This window comes from Neolewinella persica DSM 23188 (genome assembly GCF_000373105.1).
Lineage (GTDB): Bacteria > Bacteroidota > Bacteroidia > Chitinophagales > Saprospiraceae > Neolewinella > Neolewinella persica.
Genome location: NZ_KB890447.1, coordinates 83,258 through 96,559, shown reverse-complemented (window position 1 = coordinate 96,559; position 13,302 = coordinate 83,258). Strand labels below are relative to the sequence as shown.

The 13,302-nt window shown below is 50.1% G+C and carries 7 protein-coding genes; 3 read left to right on the top strand and 4 right to left on the bottom strand.

Translation table 11 applies throughout. The features are described from left to right. Window position 1: 1 nt before the first annotated feature. A complete protein-coding gene (locus tag B036_RS32355) occupies window positions 2-622 on the bottom strand; it encodes a DUF4255 domain-containing protein (RefSeq protein WP_020570399.1) in 621 nt (206 codons plus the stop codon). A gap of 266 nt (window positions 623-888) precedes the next feature. After that, window positions 889-1,509: a response regulator transcription factor gene (locus B036_RS32350; RefSeq protein ID WP_083926262.1), complete on the bottom strand. Its 621-nt coding sequence runs from the start codon at window positions 1,507-1,509 to the stop codon at window positions 889-891. Window positions 1,510-2,436: 927 nt separating this feature from the next. Here B036_RS32350 and B036_RS0119435 point away from each other — a divergent pair. From B036_RS0119435 to B036_RS0119425, 3 genes are all read left to right on the top strand, one after another. Next, window positions 2,437-3,486, top strand: coding sequence for a hypothetical protein (locus B036_RS0119435; RefSeq protein WP_157472235.1), 1,050 nt, complete (start codon window positions 2,437-2,439; stop codon window positions 3,484-3,486). 84 nt (window positions 3,487-3,570) lie between these two features. Continuing rightward, entirely contained in the window at window positions 3,571-6,501 is a 2,931-nt protein-coding gene (locus B036_RS0119430; protein ID WP_020570396.1) for a sensor histidine kinase, read from the top strand. A gap of 11 nt (window positions 6,502-6,512) precedes the next feature. Continuing rightward, window positions 6,513-7,142, top strand: coding sequence for a response regulator (locus tag B036_RS0119425; protein WP_020570395.1), 630 nt, complete (start codon window positions 6,513-6,515; stop codon window positions 7,140-7,142). 289 nt (window positions 7,143-7,431) lie between these two features. Here the strand turns inward: B036_RS0119425 and B036_RS0119415 are convergent, their stop codons facing one another. Together B036_RS0119415 and B036_RS0119410 are read right to left on the bottom strand one after the other, a co-directional pair. Next, window positions 7,432-8,631 carry a hypothetical protein gene (locus tag B036_RS0119415; protein ID WP_020570394.1) on the bottom strand — a complete coding sequence of 400 codons (1,200 nt, stop codon included), beginning with the start codon at window positions 8,629-8,631 and terminating at the stop codon, window positions 7,432-7,434. A 199-nt stretch (window positions 8,632-8,830) separates the two neighbouring features. Then, window positions 8,831-13,258 carry a LamG-like jellyroll fold domain-containing protein gene (locus B036_RS0119410; protein ID WP_157472233.1) on the bottom strand — a complete coding sequence of 1,476 codons (4,428 nt, stop codon included), beginning with the start codon at window positions 13,256-13,258 and terminating at the stop codon, window positions 8,831-8,833. Between the last annotated feature and the right edge of the window lie 44 nt (window positions 13,259-13,302).

The following is a 13,302-nucleotide window of genomic DNA, read 5'->3' as shown; positions in this document are numbered from 1 at the left end:
TTCAGCGGAGGGTTTCGTTGAGGTGAATTTCTCGTATTGGGCTGCCCGGAAGATCTGCGGAGGGGATGTATTCGATGTCTGCAGACTGGACCAAATAGAGTAAGGCGGGCAAATGCTTGCCCCCCAGCATACTCCAGAGATGGTTCCATTCTTCAAATGATGGAGAAAGGAGGCTGAATTTGAGCTGGCGGGTGGCGAAGAAGCCATCCTCTGGTAATAGCGGAAGGTCTGCCGCCACCAAGACGTTACGGTGTTGGAAGGTCGCCACGACCTCACTCAACACGTTTAGGGCAATGTTATAGTCGTCGTGGTTGGCCGTGATGAGTAAATAGAGGTTGAGGCTAACCGGTGGCTGTCGTTTAATGATACTTGGAGCAGCTCCCCCCGGAGAGGGAAACGTTCGATAGTTTCGCTGACTTTTACGACTTGCGTCTACCTCCGTTCGCACCAGGGTAATGTAGGTGGCACCACCCTGATCAATAGCAAGGCCCTCTTGTGGCCGGCCGATATTGTCCAGTACCACCTGATCCATCTGCTCGTCCAGAAGGATCTGTAGTTGCCCCGCCAGGTAACCACGTACGGCCTCTAATAGGGGAGCAACATTATCCTGAACATTGGCCATAAAACAGGGCTTTAATATGGGTTATTTAGCTAGTGGTCGAGGAATGAAGTTCGCAATAGCTTGACGCAGTTAGCGTGGAGTTGAACGATTGGATGACAGTTCAGCATAGCCATAGCTACGGTGGATTTTCAGTTAGTCGTCCAGCACCATGCTGCCTGCGTTAAATGTTCGAAGACTTAAGAACTCGACCACTAGATCAAAGAACGGTGCATATAATCTGGCTTTAATCCTTGTTTACCCTGAATTCTTAAACTAGTGGTATACCACTACTGGAGGGTGCAAAGCTCCTGGAGGATGGCTTCTCTTACGATTCCGGCCACGTTACGAACGCCGAGTTTACCGAGGATACTGGCTCGATGAGATTCGACCGTGCTCAGGCTGATAAAGAGCTTGCTGGCGATTTCGGCGGTGGTGAACTCTTCCGTAATCAGTTGAAGGACCTCTCGTTCGCGCTTGGAAATAGAGGAGGTGCGTCTGCTGCCTAACCGGAATTGCTGGTGAATCCACTCCGCTTCCAGTTTTGGGTCCACGTAGGTTTCTCCAGCGCCGGTATCTGCCAATACCTTTACCAGCTTTTGGGGGGAAACGTAGCTTAACAAGTATCCTGCTATACCGGCTCGAATCAGCGTGCGCACGTAGTGTGGCGTACGTTGGGGACCAAGGACAAAAAAACGGGCAAGGGAGTATTTACGCAGTTGTTGCTTTAAGTACTGATCCGTACTTTTTTGCGTATCCGCGGCAACGAAGATGACGGTGGAAACAAGGTGTGGCAGCTCCGTTGCCTGGCAGCTGATTTGACTATTGGGAAAAGAACGAATGAGGCTGTCAGTCAGCCCTGCCAGATAAATAGGCGAGCCTCCTAACAAGAGTATGTTAGATGGTGACATGATGAATGGGTTTAATCTGTGTCAGGCGTCTTTAAAATCAACTTACTAAAAAGGGTCGTCCGCCAAGCGAACGACCTTAATTCACTAAACAAGCATGTTCAAAAAGATTACGATCCGGGGCGGGCTAAAGGTTTGTTTCCGGACGGTTGCACATAGGACAGGGTTGGTGTCTCAACGATGTAAAGATCGGGGCTGTGCGGCCTTTCGGGATATAACCTTAGTTAGTGGTCCTTCTGTAATCATGCTTATTAAACCCAAACCCGGAAGGTTTGGGATGCAGTTGAACTGAGATCAATAGCATTTGCGGGCGCTCAGCGCCACATAATTTTTCAAACTACTTTATTAATGAGCTTTCTCTTTGTATTTCTCACTACGGTATCATTGGTGGTCACAAAAGGGCGTCGGTTTCGCAGTACTAAGGGAGTAAAGCCACCGGACGGTCCAACTTAGTGGTTTTGTCCCATATACTTGGCTACTCGGCCGAGGAATCAGGCCCTGCTGGTGGCCCTGAAATGATCACCAAACTTAATATCAACCGGGGAAGGGAGTCCAACTAAAAGTAAAGGCTATAATTGGCATTCGCAATAGCAAAAACCAATAATATGTATGTCGTTGACCTACTCGGAAAAAAGTAATCAGGCAACTGATATTGGTGCTGCAATATTGAACCTCTTTGTTTTTTAAGGATGCCCTATGTGGTGGTTTAGAAAGGCGATCCTGGTACCTCCTCTTGCATTTACGCCGGTTATCGCCTACTTTCAGGGAAGAACAACCTTACGAGCCGCCCTTTCTATAACTTAAGTTAGCCTCTTTTCGTCGATCCGTTCCCCGAACTTTGTCCGGTGGTGTGGTCCGTTGGTCGGGCTTAACAACATGTTTAGAATTGCTCTCCCTTATTTTTACGAATACACTAAACTCCCGTACACTATGCCTACTACGACTTCATCATACCCTACTGAAGACCCTGGAAACAACCCTGAAGAAGGCTTACGAAATAAGATGCAGGGCTCGCGTGACCGTCATTATACTGCAGGCTTCACAATTCCCGGCATCTATAACCTACTGCCCTCATCAAGCAGTACAGATACAGATCTTATAGGATGGATGTTTCTCTTTCCAACAGGAGGGACGACAGTTCCAATGAAGCAAATAGAGATAAAGAAGCTATGGAAAAGCACTCAAAATGGCTTTTCAGTATTATTTACTGAGGACTTCATTTCCGCTGACTTTATTATTCCACATATTTGTACACAAGCGCCCAGAACCTACTCGAGTCAACATAGCATTGATTACATCCCTGCCTTAGCCCTGACACAAACAGTCTTTACACCTAGACCTGAAGGACTAGACATAAGCGATCTTTCCCATCACCGGACTTGGGCAGAGGCTTCATTCGTCCGACGTACCGACCTTGACATTCTACGTCTTTACCTTGACCCTGCAAATGGAAACGGCTACAATGATGTTTTTTTTAGCGGTGCTGAAGTCCGGTACAGTACAATGCACAACCCTCGCCTGCGGGTACAACAACATAATTACCCTTCTCCACCTCCCATTTACGACTCAGGCCATGCCTTTACGCTTAAGGCAGAACCATTTGATGTTACAGCGGTAGCCCCTCCTCCCCCTGTTCAAGAAGGTGACCTCATTGATCAATTTGACCCTATTGAAGGTACTGTTGAAGGAGTTAAACCCCCTCAAGTCAGTACTCAAGTACCGGCAGCAAAGGCTCCCGGTGCATTTATGATGATTCCTTGTCCGGACTTTTGGGAAGTAAGTCAGGGAATTGCGGCAGCAATGGCTGAAGGTGATTTTTGGTTTGGCTTTAGTCTCATCCCGAAAGTGCAGGAACAATTATCCCCTGCTGCATTAAGAACCCTTATTACTACTAGACAAAAAGTCAATACCGTTGAGTCGTCAATTGTGCTTGAAGTCGCCAATTTCATTCGAACTACTTTTGGTAATACACCTAATTAAATGACTCTTCGTCAGATTTCACCATCAAAATTTTGGTTTATCACCTTTCTAGTTTGCCTTCCCTTTAGAGGTAGTGGACAAACTATGATCAACTCATTGGGCGAAAACGATTTGCCCGCACCTGAAAGCATTGCCTTCGTATCAAAGTCAACCGATGGTTTCTACTACCTGGGAAACACTACAGGGTTAAGTGTTTTCGATGGAAAAGTTGCGGAACAACTTACGATCAGAGACCACAAGTCTCCGTATGTACATGACCAGACGGTACAAAGCAAAATGTACGAAGATGGTAATGAGTTACTATGGTTCTCAACCTATACTGCTCTCCACGCCTATGACCCCAGTCGCAAGTCTTTTCAAACTTACCGAATTGTGCGAGATGGAAACATGGTTCAACAAAATTACCACGTCTTCCATCTTGATCGGCGATCAGGTGAATTGTGGCTAAAGGCGGGTAATCAAATTTGGTCATTTGACACACAAACAATGCTTTACCGGCGCATTGCGGGGCCGACTTTGGGCAACCGATTTCTCGTAACAAGTAAGGACGGGAAGAGGAATCAAATCCTTGCCTGTCCTTTTTCCTACGGTAAGGGGTTAGAGGTGTTCACACCTAGGCCAGGAGCGATTGTCAAGCCCCGCCTGATAAATATCGACGAAAATGTTATTTCAGCAATAGATATTGGTGATAGTACTTTCCTTTTAGGTTTGAATACTGGCTTAGCTGAGTTAAAGTTAAGTGACACCACTTTTCAATTCAGTCGAATCACCCGTTCCGATAAAAATCATTCAGTTTGGGACTTTTGTCATACTACCGGTAGCGGTTTGATATGGATGAGTTTTACCGGTTATGGTTTGCATGCGTATGACCCACAGCAAAGAGTCTTTGTAGATTCGATCAATATAGGAGATGGAATTTCTTCAAATGACCCCAAGGAACTTTATGCTGATGGTCCTAGTCGAATACTCGTTAGTCAATACAATACAGGAATTGACATCATCGAAACTACCCCAGCATTAATCAAGACCAACTCCCTATTGTCCGGGAAAGGGATATCCTCCGTCATAGTTTCTGAAGAAAAAAGTCTTCTGGCTGCGGGCTTACTGGCGTTATACAAGTCACGCTCTGCATCTTTAAGTGGGAAATGGGAACCTTTAAAGTTGCCCGAAAGCTCCTCTCGCCCACCTTATCGTGGCAAGTTTTATGAGGCAAAAGGTCAATTGTTTTTGCAAGGCCTGCGGAAAATATGGTCCTATGACCGGGACAAGTCTCGTTGGCGATCCTACCCAAAACAAGAATACCCGGTCAGAGGAATGTTTTTATCTCCATCCACCTCGTTCTTGATGCTCTCTGAAAGAGGAGTAGAAATTTGTAAAATACAAGACGAAAAGATATTGACGGAGCCGTCTTTACAATTTTCTCCAACTGGCACTAATGACTTTCTCGGACTTTTTCAACTTACCGATAGTACTTTCCTGTTGCCATGGCGTAGTTCAGAGGTTTGGATCGGTGCCTACAATGAGCAAGGTTATCATCTCCGACAACGTATTCCTTTACCCGGGGAAATACAAGCAACATTGAATAATAGCAAAGAAGGAAATGTATATGTTGGGGGTACATCCGGTCTTTATCTTATTCAAAACGAACAAGCTAAAAAAATTCATCTGACCAAAGCAAATGACAAAAATCCAATTGTAGAAGCTTTAGTAAAAGATCGGGATGGATTACTTTGGATAGGAACTAGAAACGGTCTGTTCAGCTATAATGAAGCCGATAGTTCTAGCATATGGTATAGTGCTGCTGATGGTTTACCAGCTAACCGGTTTAATGACTCCCCTGCACTATTATTACCCTCTGACAGCATATTGATGGGTACCAGAAATGGACTTTTCACCTTTGCCCCCCGTCAGCTTGTGCCGGACACTTTAAAACTGTCGCCTTATATCTCTGGTCTTCGTATCAATGATTTAGATGTATTCCAGGATAGTACATTCCAATTTGTAAATAATCGGCTACCACTTCCTCATCGCAAGAATAAACTTGATTTTCAAGTCGCTAATATTGGCCTTCATCAAGGTGGCATTTCATCCATAGAATACCAGTTGATTGGCTTTGAAGAGTTCCCAACAACGATTGATGCACATCAAACCATCCGCTACCCCAACCTCCCCCCCGGCAACTACACCCTCCAGCTAACCGCCATTAACCGCAACGGCCTGCCCTCCGGTAAAAAGAGCCTGGACATTACGATCAATCCGCCCTTCACCCAAACCCTGCTTTTCTACGCCCTTTGCACCTGCGCCCTCGCCCTCATTGCCGCCAGCCTCTACATCCTGGGTCTCCGCCGCGAACGCCTCAAACAACAACGCCTGCAGGAACAGCGAGCCCGCCTTGCCGCCGAGCGCGACCGCATCGCCGGAGAAGTACACGATGACCTCGGCGGCCAGATCTCCAGCATCCTTTACCTCAGTGAGGAGATGTTACTGACCGGTGAAACCCCGGAATACGAGTACGAGCTCAACCGCATCAACGAACTCTCCCGCAACAGCCTGCAGAACGTACGCGACATCATCTTTGCCCTCGACAACCGCAGGGCGACCCTATCGGCACTCGGCGACCAACTCCGCGGAGCCGGCGAGACATTTTTCGGTGACCGCAAAATCAGTTTCCGCCTCACGGATGAATACCAACAGCCGGAATTCATGCTCACCAGCCGGCAAAAGCGCAACATCACCCTCATCGTAAAGGAAGCCTGGCACAATACGGCCAAATACGCTCAGGCTACAGTTGTCACCCTCGACATCAAGGAAGTGAACCGCCAGTTGGTCATCTCCATAATCGACAATGGTGTCGGCTTCACAACGACAATCTCCCAAAATAGCATGAGCGGCTACGGACTGGATAATATGAAGGAAAAAGCCGCCGCAATTGGTGGCCAGCTTACCATTGAGTCCTCCCCCGGCCAGGGCACTTCCATTTATCTTACCTGGCCATTACCCACAAACGATAATTAAATCCCGGAACCATGATTAAAGTAGCCGTAGTTGAAGACATGAAAGACATCGCCCACGCCATCGGACGAAACATCGAGCGGGATAAGGACCTGAAACTAACCGGCGTTTATTATTCCGCGGAGGAGGCACTATCCGTCATCGCAGCTGACCGCCCCGATGTGATCGTAATGGACATCGGCCTGCCTAAAATGGACGGCATCGAATGTATGGTCAAAGCTAAAGACATCCTGCCCGCTTGCTCCGTATTGATGCACACCGTTTTCGATACCGACGACAAGCTGTTCAACGCCCTGCGTTTCGGTGCCGACGGCTACATCCTCAAAAATGACGGCATCATTGGCGTGATGCGCGCCATCAAGGAGGTGAATAAAGGCGGCGCGCCGATGAGCCGGGAAATGGCCCGCAAGGTGATCAGTAGCCTGCACACTACTGTTCCCAGCCATGCACACCGGCCTATTGACCAGTTAACCCCACGGCAAAACGACATACTGAGCAACCTCGCGGAAGGAAAATCCAATCAGGAAATCGCCGACGCCCTGGACCTGAAAGTTGGTACCGTAAAACAGCACGTTCACGCCATTTACCGGGTGATGCAGGTAGCGAACCGGGTGGAGGCGGTGAATCTCTACCTTCGGGGTTAATAAAAGTCGCCCGATCCTCCAATTATGGACGATCGGGCGGTGCTTACTTTTCAATGAGAGACATCTGTTGACAAATTAATAGGGATGGAGCTGTTGCTCCGAAAACAAGGTGAACAATACTTTATTTCTGGACAAAAATATACTTAGACTGAAAGACCACCTAAAGGTAGGGGCCTCAGCTTCCCAAGCTGGTCTAAAAAGAGAACAGGAAAATTTTAAGAAGCGAGACCTCAAAAAAAATAAGGCCTAACAAATTGGCTATCAATACGATAGTCCGGGAGAATTTTTTTCAGGGCAAAGCGGATAACTCACGCTCTATCCATTTTTTTGTGGAGTGTGCGGATTTGAATTTCCCAGGATCAACCAGCGATTTCTCGTACAGATACTTTTTCTTTACGCTGGCCGACATCACCCCCTTTTCGACCGTACGGCGCAGGGCATATATTTTTTTCAACTCACCAAACTCCTCAAATGTAGCCGACAATCTTTTACTTACCGCTGGTCGCCCTTCCCGCAGGTACTCCAGGTGCTTACGCATGCGATCTACTTGCAAGTCCAGGTTCAGGTTTCGCCGCCTCATCATCCTGCGTTCAGCCGCCGTCCCGTGATAAAGTATGGAATAGGAAGCGCAAAAAAGACAGCGCTTGATGATAATATTGGCAACATCATGATTTGGAATAGAGAGATTAGCATATACTTTTACTAGCTCGACGTATTCTTCGTTGTGAAAATAAATGACCCCTCGTAAATAATGCTGTTGCTTTTTTCGGTGAAGCGGGTCGAGGAACCTCGCATAATAATTTATGAAGGCTTCAAACCACTCCCTGATCGTCCTGATGCTTTCCCGACGACCAAAATCATTAACCTCCAGTAGCTTATTGACATCATCATGATGCAGTTGACTCACGCCTATAATTACTACATTGAAATACACTGCATCGGACAAATACTCCTCCGGATTCGCTTTCTTCTTTCCACGAAACTTTAGCTCGATCGCCCGCAACCCCATGATAAAACTAAGTTGGGAGAATTCCTTGCGCCCGTTATTAACCAGGTGATTAGCAAATCCGGCCATGCCTTCGAAAAAATCCCTGGCTTCGCCTAATGAGAATAATGATTCATAGGTATTTTGGTAAGCCAATAAATGTTGCGCCGAGCTCAATTCAATCTGATGTGGGTCGTCCTGAATCAGCTTTACTTGTCGCCAAAAGGTGTTTACTACCGGAGACACACCCAGTATGCCCGGCCGACGGTCAATTAGTGCTTCACACTCTGAAAAATCTGCCTCAGACAAGTCAGTTCCGGAGGCACCTACGTATCCTTCATACAAAAGCATTCGGACCTGGAGGCGAAGTTTATAGCGCAGAAACTGCAACTCAACACTTTCGTTCAATTGACTCATCTTCGGCAACCCCGCACTTAGTGCGTGTTCTTCCTCCCTGATCAGATCAAGAAAGGCTAGGGACAAATCCGAGGTATCCTTTTTCATGGTCGATTATCGAAATGGGGGACGATGCAATAACGTGCTCATCCCCCAATATTGGTGCCCACAAGTACTTAGAACAATAATTCAAGGCAACAAAATAGTAGAAGAGCAACAAATCGTTACGTTTTTTAGCGCGGACGCAGGTGCTGCACCAGGGTTTAAAGAGCAAGAAATGGTAAGCCCTGTTCCTTAGTCTGCGCCCCTACTCAATCACCAACACGCCGCCACTTCGATAAGCCGCCGACCGGACCAGGTAACTGTAAACTCCAGTCGGCAACTCAGGTAATCTGATCGCCGCATCTCCAGTTACCGGGTAAGTCCCTACCTGCTCTCCATCCGCGGTGTAAAGATCCAGGGCATAAGCTCCTCTGTCCTTAGTACGGACGTTCAGTAATTCACCGGCCCGTAAAGGATTAGGAAACACACTTACCCGATCGGCAAGGCCCTGAAACAAGACACTACGCACCTCCGAGAAGGTCTCCATACCATCAACGTCCACCAGCCGCAGCCGGTAAAAGGCCCTTCCCCGAAGAGGAGCCTCATCAACGTAGGCGTAGCTTTGGTTGACCGTACTATTGCCCACCGCTGGAAGTTCAGCCAGCGGAATATAGCTTCCGCCTTCCGCACTCCGTTGTAATTCATAGAAGGCCAGATTCTCTTCGTTTGCACTAACCCAGGTCAGGTCAACAACTTTCTGGTCACGAATCGATGCAGCAAACTGAATCAGCTCTGCGCCCAGAGCAGGTGACTGAAAGCCAAGGATGAATTGACTGAAACTCGTCTGCCCGTTGCCGGTTCCGAAGGTAGCGGAACCGTCTGCGCCTGCAGTTGCACTGGTGGCCGTAGCCGATACCTCCCCCCATGTCGTACCGTGAGCTGTACTTGCTCGTTTGTATAACTGTATGGATGACGGATCGGCAGCCTGGGCCCCATTCACCGTTCCAATACTATTGAAGGTCATGGCATTGAGTTCGCTGAAAGTACCGTTACTTCCGTAGTTGTGCACCACCCAGTATTTGTCGGTCACTTCTCCGATGGCCGGAACCTGATCGGGGCGGACATCAATCCGGGAAACGCAGAGTTCGCCGTTGGGGACAGTCCCGGTGGGGAAATCCAGCTCAAGTCCCGTACCTCCAAAAGCGTAATTTCCCGAAGCATTGACGTCGAGGCGGGCACTCTCCCCCGGCCCAACCGGAGCGGTGGAGGTGGTGCGGCTCGCTGAGCCGCTCAATGCGGCGTGGATTCCCGTGGCCCGGTTCGACACCAGACCTTCCTCCCGGTTAAACTGGTAGTAGGCCAAAACCCCGGTCTCCTCAGCTGGTTTCCGGGTCAGGTGCATCAATTCCCGGATCTCGTCCTGGCTCAGGGTCCGGTCATAAATAACGACCTCATCCATTTCCCCTTTAAACTGACGGGAGCTCCGCCCCGGATCCCGGCCCAGACTGATCGGCCCGTCAAAATTTACGGCATCCACCGTAAAGTTCCTAACGGAAGGTACGCCGTTCAGATAGAGGATCACCTGGTCAGGCGCTACCGTCATGGCTACGTGTGCCCATTCTCCGTCGGGGACGGTCAGGCCGCTGTCCCACCACCACTGGGTATCATTCCAGTGGATGGATAGGTTCTCACTGTCGTAAAAATTCAGGGCGACGGCGGAGCTGGAGCGCATAAAAAAGATACCTGCCGTGCTTACCTGTGGTCCGTCCCGTTTGATCCAGGCACTCATGGTCAGGGTATTGGTGGTGATGTTGAGCGGGTCCTTCATCGTCACGTAGTCTCCGGCATTGCCGGCCAATACCACACTGTTTCCTGGAAACTTATCGGGGACACAATTATCCCCGACGACTATTTCCACCGCTTTGGTATCGGTTTGCCCACTCTGACTCACGGTCAGCGTCGCTGTATAGGTACCAGGGGTGGCGTAGGTAGCGTTCACTTCCCTTTGGTTCAACGCGGTGGTGGTAGTTGAGCCGGGCAACGACCAGGAGTAAGTCGCCGAAGCTTTGGCCACGGAATAACTACCAAAACTTACCGGATCGTTGGGGCATAATACGTCGCTGCCGTTCACGAAGGGCTGGGCGATTGGGGACCAGTTCTGTTCTACCAGCGGCATTTCCCAAACGCCGCGGTTACCTGCCCAACGCAAGACGTTGTCCCGGTAAAACGGCAGCATCTTTTGTGGGTTGGCCGAAGCCGGAAACCCTGCGGAGCAGTCCATCCACTCCGTCATTGATTTATCGCGGTACATGACCTTTGCGGGCATGGTGCCGGCGATACCCCCGCGATCTGAGGCGATGTATATTCCGCCGTTGCTCCCAACGTGGTGCGCCAGGGCCGTCCACTGCCGGCCGGCCAAAGTGGAAGTATGCCAGCTGGTCCAGCTGCTACCGCCGTTGCTACTGTACCAAACCCGGTTACGGCTGCTACTTGCTCCAGCGCGGTAATCCATCAACCATACTTCCAGCGGATTAGTGCCGCTGGCAGCAATCCGGCCGTAGCTGGCATTGTTGGCGGAAAGTCCCGGTGGTAAAGCTATCGAAGTGAAGCTCTCGCCGCGATCCGTCGACTTGTAAATACCGTTTCGGGCCAATAGGTACACGTAGTCCGAGTTAGCCCGGGAAATGTCGAAGTGGAATACCTCACTGCCGAAGTTGTGCAGGCTTTCCCAGCTATTGCCGCCATCTTCACTCCGCCAGAAGTCGTTGCCTTCACCTACGTAGAAGGTCTCGTAATCCTCGTGGTCGATCAGTAAGGAACTGTAGCCACTGCCATAATACCAGATGTTTGGAAACTTTGAGAAAGAGAAAGACCCTTCTGCCACAGACGTAAAATTGGCGGGGAGGATGGTATTACTGATGTCGTCAAACATAGCATGTCGCGGTTTACCGTGCCAGGCGTGCCCGGTCGGACTTTCAGCACCACCCATCCGCAGGGCATACTGTGCCGGGTAGTTTTCGTGCATGGCCGTATTACCATTATGGTAGCGGCCACCGATCATATAATCTTCGTTCCAACCCTGGTCATACCCCCAAAAATTGGTTCCATCAAGGCCGTCGATGCGGGCTTCCCAGTTGGCAACATCACTGAAAAAGTCAGTGGAATAATTCATCCCACCGTCCGTGGCCAGCCAGGTATCCCCACCAATACTGATGATCTCCTGGATATCCGGATGGATATCAAAATCACCGCTGTAGCCGCCAATGGCAGTATAGGATACCCCGCCGTCGGAGGATTTCCATGCGGTGGTGGTGGCGAAGATCACTTCTTCGGCATTGAGGTCATTGGCTTCAATGTCGAGATCATAGTAGCCCTGGCCGTTGTTGCCATCGAAATTCGCCGTGCCGCCGATCGCGGTTTGGGTCCAGCTGCCGGCGGCATTGGTACTTTTCAGGATGACCGGCACTTGATTTACGGGGTCCTGCAGCAGCCCCACGTACAGGTAATCCGGGTCAGCGGGGGTGACGGTAATGCGGCCACCGCTGTGATCGGGGTACGGCGTCCAGCCGGTCATGCTCAGGCTGAAAGACACACCGCCATTCATTGACTTGTAAAGCATACATTGGCTGGGACTCGATTGCCGCAGCAGCGCATACACCGTGTTATTATCTCCGGGGCGGAAAGCCACGTCCAGTATTTCGCCACTCAGTTGGGTGCTCCAGGTCGAACCACCGTCGGTACTTCTTCTTACTCCTTGTCCGGTGCCAGCGATGATGGTTCCGCCGTTGGGGCTGAACTCAAGGCTGTTCCCGCTCAGGCCAGAGGCGGTCAGTACGCTGGCCCAGGTCATCCCGCCGTCGGTGGAGCGGACAATGTCGGTATTCGTGGAAACGAACACTACGGAAGGGTTGGTGGGATGGATGGCGATGGCCCGGCCAGCGCCACCCCAGTTGTAAGTCATTATTGGTATCCAGTTCAGGCCCTTATCAGTGGTTTTATACACCTCTCCCGTTTCGCTGGTGGCGAACAGGATATCAGGATTACTCTGAGATGCGGCGAAAGCATAAACATTGACCTGCCAGGGGGCTACCTGCTGGTTGGGCCGGTGCTCAGCGCGCCAGACGGTGCGCCTGGGGCCAACGAAGCTCCAGGTAGCGGCTGATTTTTCCAGGAGAAGGGCAGGCGTCCTGCGCTCGGCAGCGATGATCGCGGCCCGGCGATCCAGGAGTTCGGTGGTTGACAATTGCCGGACTTTACCGTCAGCGTTCACTTCAGCGGCGGCTCCCTGCATCCAGTGGTGGAAAAATTTGGCATATGGATCACGCTCCAGGTCTTCGCGCCACTCCCGCATCCCCCGGTCGGCGTAGTATTCCTGGTGAATTTCCATTATTTCATTATAGTCCACTTCGGTGGTATAAAGTGGTTTCACGTAGTCCGGCATGTTCTCAGAGGGCAAGGGCATGGAGGCCTTGTCCATGAAGTGCCAGGCGGGGCGCATGTCTTGCCCCAGTAAGGGGGAAAAGGCAGTAAGGAGTAAAGGAATGGCCGCAAGAATCAACCTCCTTTTTTTTCGTTCTCTCCTTCTTCCTCTCTTCAGGGCGCGGGCGCCGGTGCAAAGAAAAGTAAGGGAGCAAAGCCGGAAAAGTGGCAGGCGCGCGCTGAGCGCACGCGTAAGGGTGTGAAGTAGGTTCATCTTTTTTGAGTAGATCAGGAAGTAAAGCCCTAAGGTACGCAATG

Bases quoted from the DNA above. Each gene is read 5' to 3' on its own strand.
- B036_RS32355 (WP_020570399.1), bottom strand. From the start codon at position 622: ATGGCCAATGTTCAGGATAATGTTGCTCCCCTATTAGAGGCCGTACGT.
- B036_RS32350 (WP_083926262.1), bottom strand. From the start codon at position 1,509: ATGTCACCATCTAACATACTCTTGTTAGGAGGCTCGCCTATTTATCTG.
- B036_RS0119435 (WP_157472235.1), top strand. From the start codon at position 2,437: ATGCCTACTACGACTTCATCATACCCTACTGAAGACCCTGGAAACAAC.
- B036_RS0119430 (WP_020570396.1), top strand. From the start codon at position 3,571: ATGATCAACTCATTGGGCGAAAACGATTTGCCCGCACCTGAAAGCATT.
- B036_RS0119425 (WP_020570395.1), top strand. From the start codon at position 6,513: ATGATTAAAGTAGCCGTAGTTGAAGACATGAAAGACATCGCCCACGCC.
- B036_RS0119415 (WP_020570394.1), bottom strand. From the start codon at position 8,631: ATGAAAAAGGATACCTCGGATTTGTCCCTAGCCTTTCTTGATCTGATC.
- B036_RS0119410 (WP_157472233.1), bottom strand. From the start codon at position 13,258: ATGAACCTACTTCACACCCTTACGCGTGCGCTCAGCGCGCGCCTGCCA.